General features: G+C 53.6%; 16 protein-coding genes and 2 tRNA genes. 10 read left to right on the top strand and 8 right to left on the bottom strand.

Annotated features, from left to right (window positions below; translation table 11 throughout):
* Window positions 1-27: 27 nt before the first annotated feature.
* Together X474_RS13290 and X474_RS13295 are read left to right on the top strand one after the other, a co-directional pair.
* Window positions 28-792: a hypothetical protein gene (locus X474_RS13290; RefSeq protein WP_044349567.1), complete on the top strand. Its 765-nt coding sequence runs from the start codon at window positions 28-30 to the stop codon at window positions 790-792.
* An 81-nt stretch (window positions 793-873) separates the two neighbouring features.
* Window positions 874-1,365, top strand: coding sequence for a universal stress protein (locus tag X474_RS13295; protein ID WP_044349569.1), 492 nt, complete (start codon window positions 874-876; stop codon window positions 1,363-1,365).
* Between the two features lie 194 nt (window positions 1,366-1,559).
* On the opposite strand, the gene X474_RS13300 is transcribed toward X474_RS13295, so the two are convergent.
* A complete protein-coding gene (locus X474_RS13300) occupies window positions 1,560-2,876 on the bottom strand; it encodes a flagellar hook protein FlgE (protein WP_044349571.1) in 1,317 nt (438 codons plus the stop codon).
* Window positions 2,877-3,205: 329 nt separating this feature from the next.
* On the opposite strand from X474_RS13300, the gene X474_RS13305 reads away from it, so the two are divergent.
* Together X474_RS13305 and X474_RS13310 are read left to right on the top strand one after the other, a co-directional pair.
* Complete coding sequence (locus X474_RS13305; RefSeq protein ID WP_044349573.1) at window positions 3,206-4,336, top strand: two-component system sensor histidine kinase NtrB; 1,131 nt, start codon at window positions 3,206-3,208, stop codon at window positions 4,334-4,336.
* 302 nt (window positions 4,337-4,638) lie between these two features.
* Window positions 4,639-5,334, top strand: a complete 696-nt coding sequence (locus X474_RS13310) for a lysophospholipid acyltransferase family protein (RefSeq protein ID WP_044349575.1) — start codon at window positions 4,639-4,641, stop codon at window positions 5,332-5,334.
* Window positions 5,335-5,350: 16 nt separating this feature from the next.
* Here the strand turns inward: X474_RS13310 and X474_RS13315 are convergent, their stop codons facing one another.
* On the bottom strand, window positions 5,351-6,082 hold the full coding sequence (locus X474_RS13315; RefSeq protein WP_044349577.1) for a hypothetical protein: 732 nt from the start codon (window positions 6,080-6,082) through the stop codon (window positions 5,351-5,353).
* Window positions 6,083-6,266: 184 nt separating this feature from the next.
* Between X474_RS13315 and tsaA the strand changes: the two genes are divergently transcribed.
* Both tsaA and pyk read left to right on the top strand, forming a co-directional pair.
* Window positions 6,267-6,758 carry a tRNA (N6-threonylcarbamoyladenosine(37)-N6)-methyltransferase TrmO gene (tsaA, locus tag X474_RS13320; RefSeq protein ID WP_044349579.1) on the top strand — a complete coding sequence of 164 codons (492 nt, stop codon included), beginning with the start codon at window positions 6,267-6,269 and terminating at the stop codon, window positions 6,756-6,758.
* Between the two features lie 301 nt (window positions 6,759-7,059).
* On the top strand, window positions 7,060-8,478 hold the full coding sequence (pyk, locus tag X474_RS13325; RefSeq protein WP_044349581.1) for a pyruvate kinase: 1,419 nt from the start codon (window positions 7,060-7,062) through the stop codon (window positions 8,476-8,478).
* Window positions 8,479-8,496: 18 nt separating this feature from the next.
* Here pyk and X474_RS13330 read toward each other — a convergent pair whose 3' ends face one another.
* From X474_RS13330 to X474_RS13340, 3 genes are read right to left on the bottom strand one after another with little or no spacing between them, the layout of a single operon-like run.
* Window positions 8,497-9,279 (bottom strand): ABC transporter substrate-binding protein, encoded by a 783-nt coding sequence (locus X474_RS13330; RefSeq protein ID WP_044349582.1) that lies wholly within the window; start codon window positions 9,277-9,279, stop codon window positions 8,497-8,499.
* Window positions 9,279-10,259 carry an apurinic/apyrimidinic endonuclease family protein gene (locus tag X474_RS13335; RefSeq protein ID WP_044349583.1) on the bottom strand — a complete coding sequence of 327 codons (981 nt, stop codon included), beginning with the start codon at window positions 10,257-10,259 and terminating at the stop codon, window positions 9,279-9,281. The genes X474_RS13330 and X474_RS13335 overlap by 1 nt, the downstream gene beginning before the upstream one ends.
* Window positions 10,256-12,280 (bottom strand): molybdopterin-containing oxidoreductase family protein, encoded by a 2,025-nt coding sequence (locus X474_RS13340; protein ID WP_044349584.1) that lies wholly within the window; start codon window positions 12,278-12,280, stop codon window positions 10,256-10,258. Before X474_RS13340 ends, X474_RS13335 begins: the two co-directional genes overlap by 4 nt.
* 218 nt (window positions 12,281-12,498) lie before the next feature.
* Here X474_RS13340 and X474_RS13345 point away from each other — a divergent pair, with 218 nt between their 5' ends.
* On the top strand, window positions 12,499-13,803 hold the full coding sequence (locus tag X474_RS13345) for a lactate racemase domain-containing protein (protein ID WP_044349585.1): 1,305 nt from the start codon (window positions 12,499-12,501) through the stop codon (window positions 13,801-13,803).
* 63 nt (window positions 13,804-13,866) lie between these two features.
* Here the strand turns inward: X474_RS13345 and X474_RS13350 are convergent.
* The 3 genes from X474_RS13350 to rph form a co-directional block, all read right to left on the bottom strand.
* Window positions 13,867-13,943 (bottom strand) — tRNA-Pro (locus X474_RS13350).
* Between the two features lie 13 nt (window positions 13,944-13,956).
* Window positions 13,957-14,553, bottom strand: a complete 597-nt coding sequence (locus X474_RS13355) for an XTP/dITP diphosphatase (protein ID WP_044349587.1) — start codon at window positions 14,551-14,553, stop codon at window positions 13,957-13,959.
* A 6-nt stretch (window positions 14,554-14,559) separates the two neighbouring features.
* Window positions 14,560-15,249, bottom strand: a complete 690-nt coding sequence (gene rph / locus X474_RS13360) for a ribonuclease PH (RefSeq protein ID WP_044349588.1) — start codon at window positions 15,247-15,249, stop codon at window positions 14,560-14,562.
* Window positions 15,250-15,742: 493 nt separating this feature from the next.
* Between rph and X474_RS13365 the strand changes: the two genes are divergently transcribed.
* The 3 genes from X474_RS13365 to X474_RS13375 all read left to right on the top strand — a co-directional run bounded on the left by X474_RS13365 (window position 15,743) and on the right by X474_RS13375 (window position 17,458).
* On the top strand, window positions 15,743-16,288 hold the full coding sequence (locus X474_RS13365) for a hypothetical protein (RefSeq protein WP_044349589.1): 546 nt from the start codon (window positions 15,743-15,745) through the stop codon (window positions 16,286-16,288).
* Window positions 16,289-16,370: 82 nt separating this feature from the next.
* A tRNA-Leu gene (locus X474_RS13370) sits at window positions 16,371-16,457 on the top strand.
* A gap of 245 nt (window positions 16,458-16,702) precedes the next feature.
* Window positions 16,703-17,458 carry a glycosyltransferase family 2 protein gene (locus X474_RS13375; RefSeq protein WP_044349591.1) on the top strand — a complete coding sequence of 252 codons (756 nt, stop codon included), beginning with the start codon at window positions 16,703-16,705 and terminating at the stop codon, window positions 17,456-17,458.
* The last annotated feature ends 5 nt before the right edge of the window (window positions 17,459-17,463 follow it).

The raw sequence follows: 17,463 nt of genomic DNA on the forward strand, positions 1-17,463 counted from the left end.
GACAGCTTGTGCTCTCCGGGGGGAGGCTTGCAGTGCTTTGCCTGCTGTCCCCCCATCAGGCCCAAGGGATATGATCATTACCCCTTTCGTTCCTCCCTGCGCAGGTTGTTTATCGACTCCACCGCCCTTATAAAAAAGGGCGTGCTTCCCCAAAAGGAGATGTTGGGTTTTTTTTGCCCGGGCTTGGGTTTTTTGGACAAAAGCGGTCAAAAAATAGGCTGCCTATTACACCCCTTGCAAAATCAGGGCAGGGATCTGAGGGTGCTTACCGGGTATCAGCCCAAATGCGCCAGGGAATCCTGCCCTGCCTCCAGGGCCTATGCCGTTCTTTCCGCTGAGGACAGGCTTTATTTCAGGGATCTTTGCCTGGGCATGGATTCCTTTTCTTTTTCCAGCCCGGGTCAGAACCCCGTAATGCGGCTTTTAAACCTGGGGCCTTTACTTGCCCGGCTGGTTTTCAAGGCCGGGCCTTTTGGCCTGGCTGAGATGGATTCCTGGGCCTGCCTGGGGCCGGACCTGCCCCCTGCCGAGGGTTGGTTCTTGGCCGGTCTTGCAGGCCTGAGGGGGAAGCAATTGCTGTGGGACCCCGGCCTGCCGGTTCTGCTCAAGGAATTGAACCATGATCTGCTTTGCCGCCTGGAACCCCTTTCTCCCAGGGATGGGGGAGAGCCTTTGAATTGCCTGACAAATGAATGGGAGGCCCGTTTCTGGCGTCACCTCACCGGGCGGAACCGGGTTGTCCCGGCTGAACTTGAGAACTGGCGTGCTGCGCTTAATCGCATATTAATTTGACAATAACGTTTTAGCTGATGGGTTTAATGTTATATTGAAGCGGGGGGCAACCATTAACCAAAAGACCCTTGGAGCAGACGCATGGAAGAGTGCAAAGTCAGTTTGTCCCGCATCATGGTGGCCTTGGATCTTTCCGCCTATTCAGAGAGCGCCTTTTTGCATGCCTTGACCCTGGCCCAGTCTTTGGGCACCGAGCTGATTCTTTTGAATATCATCAATTCCCGGGGCCTGGAGTACATGGACAGCCTGGAGGCCCAAGGCTATGGAATCGGCCGGGACAAGTACATCCAGGAGCTTACGGCCAACCGAAAGGAAGAGCTGGAAAAAGAATACCTTTCCAGGGTGGGGCAGGTTTCCGCCAGGCTTGTTTTCAGGGTGGGGCTTCCCTATGAGCAGATTCTGAAGGCCGTGGACAAGGAGCAGGTGGACCTCCTGGTGATGGGCACCAAGGGCCGCACAAACATTGCCGGGGCTCTCTTCGGCACCACTGCGGAAAAGGTTTTCCGCCGGGCGAACTGCACTGTGGTCTCGGTAAGGGGGCCGGAGCATTGCCGCCTGCCCGAAGCTACTTGAGCCGATAAAGAACCGGGAGCAAAACCACCCCAAAAATCAAAGATTTTCGGGGGGCTATAATGGCAGCCGCCGAATTGGATTTTTTTTAAGGCGGGTAATTCGTGCCGGTTGGCAAAATCCGAAAGGGTTTTGTCTGTAAATTAAACCGGGGTCATATAGACCCCGGTTTGAAAATCAAAGGATTGTGATCTTTATCAGGTTTTTAGGTTGATGGCCTTTTGCAGCATTTCATCACTGGTTGTGATGGATTTGCTGTTGGCCTGGAACGCCCTTTGGTAATTGATCATGTTTACGAACTGCTCGCTCATGTCCACATCCGAGTTTTCCAGGGCATAGGCCTTGATTTTGCCCATGGCCAAATCCTCGTCACCGGGTTGTTCCACCTGGGGATCACCGGCCGCGGCTGTGGCCTGCCACAGGGTTCCGCCGATGCGGTTGAGTTCGGTGGGGCTTTTAAAGTTGGTCAGCGCCACCACCCCGATCTGTTCCTTTTCCTCGTTAGAGAAAAGCGCGGTTATCATGCCGTATCGATCAATATCAACCCCTGTTATGCTCCCGGCGCTGTAGCCGTTGTGGTCAAGGTAAAAGGTTTCATTGGCTCCGGCCAGCATGGTGGAGGAGTTGCGCGCGGTTGGTGAATAGTCCAGGGTCACCCTTTGCTCTTCGTCAAATTCAAAATCCAGATTTATTTCACCATTGTCAGCGTAGGCAGTGCCGTTGGGCGAGACGCCGCTCAGCTGCCCCTTGTCGTCAAACCTGAGGTAATAGGTGTTGTCCGGATCAGGTGGGTTGTCGATATAGGTGCCGCCCGAATACTCGAATACACTGGTTTTCCAGGTCAGTCCCACCCCGCCGTCTTCGTTTTTTTGCCTTTGATGAAACGCAGTCAGATAGTGGGTCACACCGTCTGCGTCAACCACTTCAAAACTGCTGGTGGTGTTGTAGGTGTTGATATTGGTGGGATCAATGGCCTGACTGTCGTTAAAAGTCCTGGTGTCCGCCGCATTCAGGTTTATGCCCAGATTGACCAGGTCCGTGGGTTCGGCTCCCTGGGGGGCCCTTGGCACCACTATATCGACCAGGACATTTTTGTTGATTTCACCCTCATCGTCAATGGCAAAGCCCTTCAACACATAACCTTCCGGGTTGACTACCAGTCCGTTTTGGTCAATGGTGAAATCGCCGGAACGGGTGTAATAAAGGGCCCCTTCATCTTGGGGATCTTCAACTGTAAAAAAACCATTTCCGTTAATCGCCATGTCGGTGGCATAATCCGAGGGTTGCATGGAGCTTTGGGCCATGATGTTCACCACATTGGTAAAGGCTCCACTGCCCGGCTGATCGTCCGCCCCCGCACCGCCCAGCTTCTGGTAGATCAGATCCTCAAAGGCGGCTCGGGTGGATTTGTAGCCCGGCGTGCTCACATTGGATATATTGTCTGCCACGCTTTCCATGGCCCTGGTGTGGGCCTTTATGCCTGCCAAACCGTTAAATAAAGAGCTTGCGTACATGCCTTTTTGATCCTCTATGGTTTTGGGCTGCGCCTCGGACTTGAACCTCTTGGCTGCAAGACAGGCGCTTTATGCCCGGCAATAAACCTGCGTTTTTTGTATTAGCAATTAGAGTGCCAAAGCGTGGCTATTGCTAACGTGCTGTTTTTAAAAACTAATTTTTTAAAGAAATAGAAGTGTCCAGGGCCGGTGGGCAATTTTTACCTGATTTATACAGGCAAAGTTGAACCGTTTTTCTTATTTGAGTAATCTGGAAAAGAGGCCTGTTAGTCGGAAGCGGATTTTTATCCACACAGGTTTGTTTTATATTTTCAAAAAGGGACGCGGTATTGGGAAGCGGTTATTCAAAACAGCCCAAGCTCACTTCAGACTTAATTATCCACAAAGAGGTGATGCTTAACATAATCCAGTCCATTGCCGACGGGGTGATGGTGATCAACCGCACAGGCGATATTATCCTGGTCAATCAGGCCTTGTGCCGCATCCTGGAAATGGATCAGGACCGGATACTCGGCAAGGGGTGGGGCGAGCTGTTTATAGCCGACGAGGCAAACCTTGATTTTGCCCAGGTGGTGGTGGATGTGATCCAGAAAAACCAGGTCCATTACAACCGGGAGGTCTGCTACGCTTCACCCTCTGCCAAAACCAAGGAGCTGATCGCCAATACCAGCCTTTTGCGCGAAGATGACGGCGATATTATCGGAGTTGTGGCGGTCTTCAAGGACGTCACCGAGCTTAAGGGCCTGCACAGGCGCGAGGTGGAGCTTCTGCGTCAAAGCAGGATGCTCTACGACGAAAACAAAGAAGGCCTGGATCGCATAGCCAGGGCTGTTGCCCATGAGGTGCGCAACCCGGTGACTGCCATCGGCGGGCTGGCCCACAGGCTGCTTAAGGAAGAATCGCCGAACAGCCGGGGCGCGGCCTATCTCAAACGGATTGTGGATGGAGCCAAGAGCCTGGAGCGGATTGTGGAGCAGGTGCGGCTTTACAGCGAGATACCCAGACCCAGCATCACAGAGGTGCAGCTTGATAAATGGCTTAAGGAATTTCTCTCGGATTATCGGGGCAGGGCAGAGCAGCAGGCGGTGAGGATAACGCTTAATTTGGATCAACACATCAAGGTCAGGCTGGACCACACCCTGATGCATATGGCCCTTGGTCATATTGTGGAGAACGCTTTGGATTCCATGCCCGCGGGCGGTGAGTTCACCGTTGACCTTAAGGCCGAGACTGGTTGGGCGGTGGTGGATTTTTCCGATACGGGTAGGGGGATGGAAAAAAGTGAAATTCCGTATCTTTTTGATCCCTTTTATACCACCAAGGCGGACTCGGTGGGTATGAGCCTGGCTATTTCCCGGCGCATCCTGGCTGAACATTTTGCCGAGATCAAGGCTAAGAGCACACCCGGCAAGGGTTCTGAATTTACAGTGCGTTTGCCCTTGGCTCCTGATCAGGCCTAACTGGCAGCCTGCTCCAAGCCGTTCCCAAAAAACGAGCCCGAACCGTCCGCACCCCTAAATTGCCTTTAAAGGCCAAAAGCCCGGCAGGTCCCCGATCAAATTCTTTTCACCGTTCGGCCAAATAGCGGGATTTTCTTTAGGGAATTAACAGGCGCCAACCGGTGTTCGGCATGATTCATAAATACTTTGTCGCCAAGCCAAAAGGCCGTCCCGGCTTTTTTATGATAAGGTTCCTGGTGACCGGTTACAGACCATCAGGACCTTTAAGATAAACCACCACCTCTGTCCGGGAGAATCAAGGCGTGGCCCCTGAACGGCGTTTTACATTTTGGCAGAGACTTCAGTTTGCGATCATCGCCCGGTTGGGTTCCTGGATCACCAAGAGCCTCATGGCCACCTGCCGTATAACCGTGGTTAATCCCGAGATGGAAGAAAAATACTTAAAAAGCGGCAATCAGCTTCTCATGGCCACCTGGCATAGAAGCTCCCTCTGCGGGGTCGCCTATTTGGGGAAATATAATCCGGCCATTATGGCCAGCCTCAGCAAGGATGGGGAGATTGTATCCCGCTATGAAAGAAACCTGGGCTGCGTGCCCATAAGGGGCTCTTCTTCCCGGGGCGGCATGGCGGCCCAGAGGGGTATGCTGCGTTTTATGAAAGAGGGCGGTCTGGTGGCGGCCAATGTGGCCGACGGCCCCCGGGGGCCGCGCTATGTGGCCAAGGCGGGGATGATCTCCCTGGCCCAGCTCACCGGCGTCCCCCTGGCGCCTGCCATGTGGTCGGCCCACCCTTGCTGGGTAATGAAAAAATCCTGGGACTTGAGCATTATCCCCAAGCCCTTTGCCAAATGCATTGTGATCTACGGAAAAGAGCTGAAGGTTCCCAGGAGGCTCACCCCTGAGCAGGTGGAGGAATATCGCCTGGAGCTGGAGCAGGAACTGAACCGCTTAAAGGACGAGGCCGACCGTCTTACCGGACACGCCGATCCGGTTGTTTGATCAGGGCAGCCAAGGGTTAAGCTGATCCAGAGTGGCCTTTTGAAAGCCCCGGGGCGGCCTGAAAAGTTCGGCGGGGAGATTTTCCCTGGCAATGGAGAAAATCCGGTTCCCATTTTTTGCCGTTCGGCGTATGGATGATTGATTTAAGGGCCAATCCCCTGATTCTAGCCTGTATCACCTGGGGACGCCTCTGCCAGGCCTGATACCCTGCTATGGACATCTCAAGGGACATGAAGAGGAATATTTTTGGGTCCCATTCCTTTGCCAGTCCGGGTATATCTGCTTGCCAGATTTCCTCTTTGAGTGTGTCGTTTATCCAAATCTCAGTCTTTACAGCCCGGTAACCGGCCACCTCCACGGTTTCCCGCCTGGAAATCACAAAGACCTTGTATTGCCTTTGATCCGGCGTTTGGCGGTAAAGTTCTCCTGTCTTGTGGGTGTAGGCCTTTTGCAGTCGCGGCGGCAGCTTTCTGATGCTTTTCAATAATTCTCTTTTGTTGAGTGCCCGTATTTCGTTTTTGAATTCCACTGGTGAGCCGCGCCAGTACTCGGTCAGGGCGAAATGAACAAAGATGAGCTGTTTTTTGTTGAGGTCGTAGATCCTTTTCCGGTAGGGGCAGCCCGCACGGATCGTGTTTTGCCTTATTGCAACCGTCACCTGAGGGCCCTTTATCACCCAACCCGCCGAGGCGGGACCGGGCCCCAGGACCAAGATCCGGCTTAAGGCAAAATACGGGGCTTTTAACATGGGGAATCTCCCGGTTTGAGTTCCCCTTCCTAGTTTCATGATAGCCCCTGAGAGACGCAAAGGTGAAATACCTTGCCTGCTAATGGCCAGGTATTAGAATGTTTGATCATACGTGATTTAAGATAAGCGGGTCTTTTGCCGGAGTGTCCGACTATAAGGACCATACCTTGCAAAGGGGATATACATGCCGAGCCGGGTTATTTGCCTGAAATCCATTGGTGTTATTCATTCGCCTTTCAAAGATGCTGAAGGCGCGCCCATTCAGCCGAGCGGGGCCAAGGGGACTCCCGGTAAAGTGGTGCTGGATGAAGCCTATGAGCCGGGGTTAAAGGATCTGGAGGGATTCAGTCATCTTATTCTGCTTTATCATTTTCATCTCTGTAAAAAGGAACAGCTCACAGTCACCCCCTTTTTAGATAAGGCGGAGCACGGGGTATTTGCCACTCGCGCCCCCACCAGGCCCAACCATATAGGCGTTTCGATTGTGCGTTTAAAATCTCGCCGGGCAAACACCCTTGAACTTCTGGATGTGGATGTGCTGGACGGCACGCCTTTACTGGATATCAAGCCTCTGGTGCCGGGTTTTGACCTTCCCTACCAAGAGGTCAGGGCGGGCTGGCTGGATGAAAAGGCTCAAAAGGCAACTGAGTTTCGCTCGGACGACCGTTTTAAATAAAAAAAACCGCCTTTTTTCACCAGCGCCAAGCCATTGCTTTCAAGTCAGGTGGGCTTGTGTTCATAATTAATAAATAAGCCTGTATTTGGCGAAGGTTGCCCCCTTTACCCCCTAATATGGTTTTTTATTGCATGGTCGGATCGGGTTTGACTGTCAATAAAGGCGAGGGTTGCTTTTTGTTCTTCAAGTTGTGACAGGCGGAAATTAAAAAAACCTTGATAATAGACTCAACAGTAGAGGGTGTGGGAGACTTTTTTTAGGTCCAATTTTTATGGGCCGCCAAACTTTATCGGAGGCATAGATGCTGCGCCGCACCAAAATAGTGGCCACCCTGGGGCCCGCTACCGACTCGCCGGAGATGATCGGCAAGTTGATAGAAGCCGGGCTGAATGTAGTTCGTTTGAATTTTTCCCATGGAACTCATGAAAGTCACCGCCAAACCATTGCCCTGGTGCGCCGGATAGCAAAGGAAATGAACCGCACCATCGGCATTCTACAGGACCTGGCCGGTCCCAAAATTCGTCTGGGAGACCTGGCCCAGGGTGAACTGGAAGTGCAAAACGGCGACACCATGGTGCTCAAGGCCGGTGAGGCCTCGGACGACCCCGGGATAATACCGGTGGGTTACCCTTACCTGGCCGAGGATGTGGAAAAGGACGAACGCATACTCCTGGCCGATGGTCTGGTGGAGATCCTGGTCAAGGAGATCAAGGACGGATTGGTTTACTGTGAGGTGATAGTGGGCGGCAAGCTCAGCTCTCACAAAGGCATAAACCTGCCCTCCAGCAACCTGAGGGTGCCGTCATTTACGGGTAAAGATAAAAAGGACCTGGCCCTGGGCCTGGAACTGGGGGTGGATTTTGTGGCGCTTTCCTTTGTTCGCCATGAAAAGGACCTTATCCAGGTGCGGGAAATTTTGAACCAGGTGGAGAATCCGCCCCTTTTGATCGCTAAAATTGAAAAACCTCAGGCTGTGGACCGCCTTCCCCAGATTCTGGCTCAGGTCGACGGTGCCATGGTGGCCAGGGGGGATCTGGCGGTGGAGATGCGCTTGGAAGAGGTTCCCTTGATCCAGAAAAGAATCATCCGCCTGGCCCGCAAGGAAGGTAAACCGGTTATCACAGCCACCCAGATGCTGCGCTCCATGATGGAAAACCCCCGCCCCACCAGGGCGGAGGCCACGGATGTGGCCAATGCGGTTTTGGATGGAACCGATGCCGTGATGCTCTCTGATGAGACCGCGGTGGGCAGCTTTCCGGTGGAGTCCGTGGCCATGTTGGACCGCATCGCCCATTACACCGAAGGCAAGATGGAGGATATGGATTTTGAGGCCCAGGACACGGAAGTGGTCCCGGCCACCGAAGGCTCCATCAGCCGGGCGGCATGCATGCTGGCCAGGGAGCTTAGGGCCGCGGCGATTGTGGCCGCCACCACCAGCGGCTCCAGCGCCAGGCTGGTGAGCCGTTTTCGCCCTAAAACAGCGGTGATAGCCATTACCACCTCAGAAGAGGTGCAAAGGCAGCTAGCCCTTTCCTGGGGGGTGGTGCCGGTGCTCTCGCCCAACTACGACAATACGGACCAGATGTTTGAGCAGGCCAAAAAAGACGCGCTCAACTGGGGGCTTGCCAAGGGCGGCGACCGCCTGGTTATCACCGCCGGAGTGCCGGTGGGGGTGCCTGGAACCACCAACCTGGTGAAGGTCATGGATATGATTGACTAGGGCCTTTTGCTCTTAACTTTAAAAACGGTCGGGGTTAAGCGCCCCGGCCAGTTTTTTTATAAGCACGCCCACCCTGGGACCGGCCCGGCAGGAAAGTCCGCAGGGCAGGACAAGCAGCCGTTGGTCCTTTATGGCCCTGGTCTCGCGCCAGCCCGGCAGCCCGGCCAGCACCTGCAACTCTTCTCTGTTCCATCCGCAGATCCACAAGGCCTCCGGATTCAGCCGGGCTATTTCTTCGGGATTGAGCCTGGGATAAGCGGATGAATGGGGGATATACGGATTTCTACCTCCGGCCAGGCGGATGACATCGCTCATAAACGAGTTGTTGCCTGCCACAATAGGCGGATCGGCCTCCATCAAACGCATGGTAAGGGGTTTTTCAGCCTGTTTCAGGCCTGCCAAGAGACTTTTTGTCTCGTTTATCAGGTTTTGGATGGATTGAACCAGGTCTGCGGCCTTTTCCCCGGTGTCAGTAAGTTCCCCCAGCCAGAGAATGGAATCCAGGATTTCCGCCACTGTGGCCGGGTCGATGAGCTTGAGCTCAAGTCCCTTTTCTGCCAGGGGGACTTTAAGGGAGTCGAAAAAGTCTCCCTGCGCCAGGACCAGGTCCGGCTTAAAGGAAATTATCTTTTCAATATCAGGTTTAAAGACCGGACCGGTTTTAGGAATGTTGCAGACAACCTCGGGGTAGTCACAGGCCTGGCTCACTCCCTTCACCCTGTTTCCCAGGCCCAGGGCAAACATCATTTCCGTGGTGACGGGGGTGAGGGAAACGATTCGCTTGGGCTTTTGAGGGGCCATTATTGGTTGATCCGGTCCAGGGCCTTGAGCTGGGTTTCTATCTTGCCGCGCCAGGTCGATTCATCGGTAAATGAAAACTCAAATACCACAAACTCAGGTTCTATCAAATCAAACAGGCGGCAGATGCCGGGATGGGCAAAGGCATCATGCTGGTCTATTTCACTTACATGTATATGGGCCTTGCCCAGTTTCTGCCAGAAATCACCCGCAAGATCCACGCCCCTTTTCCGCACCCGTCGCACATATTCACCAGAAAGGCTTTTGGTGAGGTGCACGGCCTTGATGGTCTTTTTCAGTTCTCCCAGGTTTTTCACGGTCTGTAAAAGATAGTCAATGGCCTGGGACTCGTCGGTTAATTCCTGGTTTTTGTTGAGCACATGCCCGGTGTCCAGAACCAGCCCGGCATTATTGAAGTCAAGCTTTTCAAACAGCCGCTCCACTTCTGCGGGATGATCCAGGCGCAGGCCGCCGGGCCACCACAGATTCTCGAACAAAATGGGGTAATCGGGTTGTGTCCGTTTCACCAGGGTGTTGGTGATCAAAGCCGAGAGGTCTATGGTAACCTGCCAGGTCCAGGGAAAGCGCCAGTCCACCAGGTGGTCCAGATCCGCCTGAGATGCGTGGAATACCGCGTATTCCACCTTGGCCCGCTTGCCCCAGGCCAGTTGCTCCTGATAAACCGAGAGCAGGTCTTCATATTCCAGTCCTCCGTAATAATGCCTGGCTGTATCGAGGTCGCCAAAGGTTTGCTCAAGGGTTTTTGAATCTGAACTGCAGATGGCGTTCAGAAAAACAAAAAAGCGTAGGTGAAGACCCAAGGCCAATTCAGACGGTATGCGGTCCATGTCGTGGCCGGGAACCGGATACACCTCCAGGCCCTGAAAGGCATAGTCGGCCAGTAATTCCCTGGCCAGGCCCCAGTCCGGCCCGACTAAATCCAGGTGTGGCTTATAAGTGCTTAAGTTTAGTAATTTTTTCAAACCGGATTTTCCAATGTGGCCACCTCCACCAGATTGCAGTGAAAGGCGCAGGATTCGCCCATGTCCGTTATGTTTTGACTGGTCAAGTGATTGGCCGAGGCTTCTTTGTCAAAGATGCCTTCCATCACCACAAGCCCCGGTTGGGTGTCATCGGTCACTTTGGCCTGAACCAGGCAGATCCCCCTGTCATTGAAAACCCTGACCTGCCGGCCGTCGGTTATTCCCCTGGACCGGGCGTCTTCCGGGTGAATAAGCGCCCTGGGCGGACCTGCTTTTTCCCTTAAACTTTCCACCTCATTGAAAGAGGAGTTCAAAAGATGATGGTTTGGCGGGGTGATGAGCTGAAGGGTGTAGCGGTCCCTGCCTTCAAGATCCAGGCTGGGGCTGCCGTCCGGCAGGACGGGCAGACCTTTTTTGCCCAAGCTTTCGCTCAAAAATTCCACCTTGCCTGAAGGCGTCTTGAACCCCTGTTCAAAGGGGTTGGCCCCGACTTTAAGCCGCAGGGGCTTGAGGCTGCTCAGATCTTCAAACGTGATCTCCTGCATATAGGGAGAGTCAGTCTGAAGAAGCTGCTCTATGATTTCGTCTTCGCTTTGTTTGAAGACTTCCTCCGTGAAACCGAACCTGGCGGCCAGATCCTGGAAAACCTTAAGGGTGGAGCGTGAGCGGCCCACAGGTGGGATCACCGGCCGGGCCATCTGCAGGTAATAATGGCCATAGGAAGTGTAAAGGTCGGTGACTTCCATGGAGGTGGACCCGGGCAGAATAACGTCTGCATAACGGGCCGTATCGGTCATGAAAAGTTCATGAACCACGGTGAAGAGGTCTTCCCTTTTCAGTCCGGCCCGCACCTGGCTCAAGTCCGGGGCAACCACCGCCGGATTTGCCAGGTAGTTGTAAAAGACCTTTACCGGCGGTGAACCCAGGCTGGTAAGTGCCTGGCCCAACTCCACCATATTCACCACCCTGGTTCCCTCAGGTGAGAGGTCCGGCCTCAGGAAGGGAGCCGTGTTCAAGGCAAAGGCCGGGGATGTGGAGCGGTTGATGCCTGCGCCGGGGCGGGAAAAAGCCCCCACCAGGGCGGGCAAAAGGGCTATGGTGCGCATGGCCATGCCGCCTTTAAGCTGGCGTATGGGGCCGCAGCCCGGGCGAATGAAAGGGGCTTTGGCCCGGCCATAGGCCAGGGCAAGTTCTTCCAGGACGCCTCTATCCACACCGGTGATCTTCTCCACATAAGGCGGGGGGTATTCCCGTGATTTCCGCACCAGGGCTTCGAAGCCCTGGGTGTGATTTTTGATGAATTCATGATCCAGAAGATCCTGGGCGATCAGTATATGCATCATGCCCAGGGCCAGGGCCGCGTCAGTGCCTGGCTTGATTTGAATGAACAGGTCCGCCTTTTGGGCGGTTCTGTTTTTATAGGGATCGATGACTATAATTTTGGCCCCGTTTTTTTTGGCCTTTTCAAAAAAGGGCCAGGCATGCAGGTTGGTGGTGAGGAGGTTGCACCCCCAGATGAGGACCAGGTCTGAATTAACGGCGCTTTCTATGTCTGTGGAGGGGCCCGAGCCCAGGCTGGCCGTAAATCCGGCAGTGGCCGCATCGGAGCAGATGGTGCGCAAAAGCCTGCTGGCCCCCAGTTTGTGGAAAAAGGCATGGCCTGCGTTTCTGTGCACCACCCCAAAGTGCCCGGCATAGGAATAAGGCAGAACAGACTCCGGGCCGTAAGTCTTGATCGCAAGGCGCAGGTTGCCTTCCACCAGGTCCAGGGCTTCTTCCCAGGAGGCCGGTCGGAAGCTTCCGCCGCCTTTGGGACCGGTTCTGATCATGGGGGTGGTCAGGCGGTTTTGGTTGTGCACCCTTTCGGCGTAGCGGGAGACCTTGTGACAGATAAATCCCCGGGTGAAAGGATGTTCAGGGTTGCCTTTAACGGTTTTTATATGGTTGTTTTCCACCTCAACCAACAGCCCGCATCCATCCGGGCAGTCATGAGGGCAAACAGAAGGAAGTTTTTTTGTCATGGCTGTATCTCCTGACCTGGAACTGCCGGTTATTGAGTGAAAAAAACCGGACATGCCTTTTGGATTCAATCATGAAACACCCCAGGTTAAAACACAAGCAATAGCTGGTCAGGCAAATCATAGCTTGCTTTTTCGGGCAATTCATAGGCAGGATGTTGACATTTGAAATGCAATGGAGATGCCCTTTGCATGCCGCGTTCGGAATGGGGAGGTGAAGTGTGACCCATAAGGTGCATTACGGCAAGGAAATCATTGAGTTTGAGTTGCCCCTGGGGTGGCGGTTGATGCCTTCCAGGCCGGTTTCGCCTGTGCGCGAATCAGTCTCTGTGGCTGAACAAACGGTTCTTGCCTTAAAAGATCCTTTGGAGGCTTCTGTCCTGGCCCAGAGGGTCAAACCCGGCGACAGGGTGGCCATAATCACCGATGACGGCACCAGGCAAACCCCGGTGCGGGAAATGCTTCCCCCGCTTTTAAGTGAACTTTTGGGGTGCGGACTGGATAAAGAGGCGATTGATATTGTGGTGGGGCTCGGAACCCATGCACCGATGACCCAAGACGCCCTGGCCCATAAGCTTGGCCCTGAAGTTTTTAAAAACTTCAGGGTGAGCCAGCACGATTGCCGCTCCATTGATCTTGTGCCGGTGGGAAAACTTTCCACCGGGGCTGAAGTCTGCGTAAATCCTTTGGTGGCAAAGGCCCAGGTGGTTATAGGCCTGGGCGTGATACTGCCCCATCCCATGAACGGATTTGGCGGGGGGCCGAAGATTATTTTTCCTGCGGTGGCTGATTATGAGGCCATCAGGGAACACCATTTGGCTTGGACCACAGATCCGCAAAGCGTTTTTGGCAGCACCAGGAATAATCCGTTTTTAAAGGAGGTGGCTTCCGTGGCCAAGATGGCCGGGTTGACCTACAGCTTGAACTGCGTCTTTGATCTCGACGATCAGGTGGCTTCGGTGCTTTTTGGCTCCTGGCAGGCCGTGCACGGAGAAGGGGGCAGACTCTCCCAAAAGGTCTGCGGCATGGAGTTTGAGACCTTCTCCGATGTGACGATCATTGCCGGCTATCCTTATGAAGAATCCCTGCAATTGATGAAACCCCTGGCTTTGGGCTCCCTGCTCACCCGTAAAGACGGGCCGGTGATCCTGTTGGCTAAAAGTAATTCTCCCCTGCCGGAGTTTTTTTTGGATTCCTTTGCCAGGATTCTGTGGGAGTCGGGCGGCAATGCCAAGGATTATGTAAGGGAAAAATTTAAACGGGGCGAGCTTCTTTTGGAAGACGCGCCGATTGACTTGAACTGCGCCTTGTTCTTCGCCCTGGTCTGCAAAGGCAGGCAAAGGGTGGTGATTGTTTCCCGGGATCTGGATCGCGATCAGGTAGAGCGCATGGGATTTGTACATTATTCCGATCTGACAAAGGCCCTGGCCGGAGAAAGCGCCATAAAGCCAAAGGCCATGGTCAACCTTTGCCCGGTGGGTGGAATGCTGCCTGTTTTACCCAAGGGCCATGTGCTGGCCTATTAGCCGGTTTGGGGAGCAAAGAAAACGCAGAGATTGTCTTTTGACTATCTCTGCGTTTTGATTTAATGGTCGGGGCGATAGGATTTGAACCTACGACCCCCTGCGCCCAAGGCAGGTGCGCTGCCAGACTGCGCTACGCCCCGACATTATTTTGTTTTATGATGCTATGAACTCTTTAAGGCCTGGCACGATTTTTTGCAAGGCCTGAGCCCTATGACTGATGGCATTTTTTTCTTGAGCCGGAAGCTGGGCCACTGTAACCCCTTTATCCGGCAGCTCAAACCAGGGATCATAGCCAAAGCCGTTTTCACCGTGAGGCTTAAGTGCAATGCGCCCTTCCATGCGGCCATGGGCGGTTAAAAAACGGCCGTCCGGCAATGCGCAGACCATGCAGCATTCAAAGGCGGCTCCCCGTTTTTCAAGGGGAACTCCTTCCATTTCCCGGGCAAGCTTTTGGTTGTTTTCTTTATCTGTGGCGTTTTCTCCGGCATAGCGGGCGCTTTTCACCCCGGGACGGTTGCCCAGGTGATAGACTTCCAGGCCGGAGTCGTCGGCCAGAACGGGTAAACCAAGCTCAGCCGCCACTGTGCGGGCCTTTAACAGGGCATTTTCCTCAAAGGTATCTCCTGTTTCTTCTATTTCCCGGTCAAAACCCAGCTCACTCATCAAGAGCACTTCAATGCCCAGGGGTGCGGCCATGGCTTCAATTTCCCGGCGTTTGCCTTTATTGGTGCTGGCAAGGACCAGTTTCATGGCGGATCAACCTTTTATGGCGGCGTTTTGGGCCGCGAATATTTCCCTGGCCGCTTGCGCACCCAGGGAGATCATGGTGATTAATTCCTCTGGTGTGTAAAGGCCTTGCTCTGCCGTGGCCTGCACCTCAACCAGCTCCCCCCCCGGGGCCAGAACCAGGTTGGCGTCGACCTCTGCCTTTGAATCCTCTTCATAGCAAAGGTCCACCAGGATTTCGCCGTCCACCTTGCCCACGCTGATTGCGGCCAGTTGCAGATCAGGCTCGAGACCCAGGCTCTTAAGGGCGAGCGCCAGGGCCACGTAGGCTCCGGAGATGGATGCAGTGCGGGTGCCGCCGTCGGCCACCATTACGTCGCAGTCTATGTTTGCGGTATAGCCGTCAAGACGGCCAAGGTCCACAGAAGCCCGCAGGCTGCGCCCTATCAGGCGGCTTATCTCCCTGGCCCTGCCTTTTTTGTGGTGACTGCGCGAGGTGCGGGTGTGGGTGGCCCTGGGGAGCATGGCGTATTCAGCCGTCACCCAGCCCTTGCCCGAACCTTCCAGAAAAGGGGGAACTCTCTTTTCCAGGCTGGCCGTGCATAAAACCCTGGTGTTGCCAAAGGAGCACATGGCGCTGCCTTCGGCGTAGGGGTTCACATTCGGTTCAATCTTCACCGGCCTTAAGGCCCGGTTGGTTCTTTGGTCGATTCTATTCATTGGCCTTGGTTTTCTTAAAGAAAAAGGGCTGGAACAAGATCTAAAAATCTAGCTCAGGGGAGCTTTGGTGTCAAGGTGTTCAAAAAAACCTTAGTAAAGGTGTTGACAAGCCGATCCAAAGGAGCTAAACATAGCTTCAATAAATTCTCTGCATTCAGGCAGATCATTTCTTTTCACTGTACCAGGAGTACACTTAGATGGCGCTCTTAGCCCATTTAACGAGCACGCGAATTATTAGGCCGAACCGCTCCGGTGAGGCTTGCGAGCTCCTGTTACAGGATCACCTTCTGGTTCTGCAAAGGCCGGGCCTCTCCGCTGGGGGGTTCGGCGTCGCTGTAGCCTAGGCGGGCTGCCGACGAATTCTATTTTTGTCTGTCAGACTCCGCCGAAGCAAATCCTACTAGCTAAATAAAAATTTTATTAGTTAATACGCGATCATTAGCAGCTGTGCGCTAAATTTGCATAGTGCAGAACCCGAAGGAGTATTCAAATCATGTTTGCGCGCTTTTTTTCTGCGGATCCCCTCAAGGTCATGAACACCGAGTTGGCTAAACAGACCCCGGATTCAAATTTTTGGAAACATCTCTCCAAGTATTTGGTGCAGGGCGTGCGTCCCAAGGACGACAAAGCCGAAGCGGTGATAAAGACTTATCTGGATCTGCGCGACTCTCTGGGAGTTCGGGCTGTTTTCCGTCACAACGCGGTGTTGAGCCACGAAGCCCTGGCAGAGCCTTGCCGGAGTTTTTTCTGCAAATATTCAGGCCATGATTGCATGGAATCGTCCCAACTCATGTTTTGGGCGCGTTTCTGCCTGGCCGCAGACCATTTACTGGCGGTGGCCTATGAAGCCCGACTGGAAACGGGTGAGGCCCGGAAGCGGAGAATGGATGCGCTCATGCAGTTCTTCGCCAAGGTTCAGACTGACTACCTCAATCCCCTGCAAAGGGAGGGACAAAGACCTCGGGATCTGGCCGGGGACAATAGTAGGGAGTTTGAGGGGTCTGAACCCGCTGGTTTTGAGTCTGCCCAGGCAGCCTGACCAATTTTCCGCTCTTAACCTTCCGGGTTGACGCTTTTGGCTTAATGCCATAAAGTTCCGGCAGGCGTCCTGAAGCGCCGGGGCGAGAGTGGCGGAATTGGTAGACGCACTGGACTTAGGATCCAGTGGGGGAAACTCCGTGGGGGTTCGAGTCCCCCCTCTCGCACCAACATGATCGCGTGCAGTCGCGGCCCCAGCCTTTGGCTGGGGCCGCTTTTCTCCGCCGGCGTGAACTTAGCCGGTTCGCCATTTATGACTCGCCTTAACCTTATAACCGTTCCACCTCTCTCCTTATTTTGCCCATCCAAATTCTTTACCCTTTATTTTATTAGTAAAAAAGGTTTTGGAATGAGCGAAAAACATAGTAGTATACAGTATGTAAGTCATATTTGTCGTTAATAAGGATATCTACTGATGTCAAAGACACTCCCTTCGGCTGATTCAGAGAGCGGGTTTAAAGCGGCCTCCATTATCCTGCCTATTATGAACGAAACACATTCACTTTCTAAGACCATTGAAATTATCGAGTCTGAATGTGCAGATCTGGTGGGCCAATACCTGATAGTAGCCTGCGACCGTACGGAAGAAGAAAGCCTCAAGAGAGCCAGGGTCTTTACCTCTCGCGATTCAGACAGATTTCAGCTTTTTTTCCAGGAATTGCCTTTTTTGGGCGGAGCCATGCGGGATGCCTTTTCCCGGGTTTCGGGCAGTCATGTAGTCATGATGGCCAGCGACCTGGAGACCGACCCCCATGATGTCAAGCATCTGATAAGCATGGCCCAAAGATATCCGGCAGACATAACCACCTGTTCCAGATGGGTTAAAGGCGGTGATTTCGCCGGTTACGACAAGTTGAAACTGGTCCTTAATTATCTTTTTCAGAAGTTTTTTTCTTTGGTCTTTTCCTGCAATCTGTCCGACATGACCTACGGCTACAGGATTTTCCCCACTGCATTGGTCAAGTCGGTTGCCTGGCAGGAAGTAAGGCATCCTTTTTTATTTGAAACCCTGGTAAAACCATTACGTTTAGGTGTTAAAGTCCATGAAATTCCCTCTCAATGGAAAGCCAGGGAAGAAGGAGAATCTCAAAACACCTTTTTGCGTAATTTCGAATATTTCCGCACAGGATTAGCCGCCAGGTTCGCAGACAGGGATTCACTGATTCTATAAAGGCG

The organism is Dethiosulfatarculus sandiegensis, assembly GCF_000931935.2.
GTDB classification, from domain to species: domain Bacteria; phylum Desulfobacterota; class Desulfarculia; order Desulfarculales; family Desulfarculaceae; genus Dethiosulfatarculus; species Dethiosulfatarculus sandiegensis.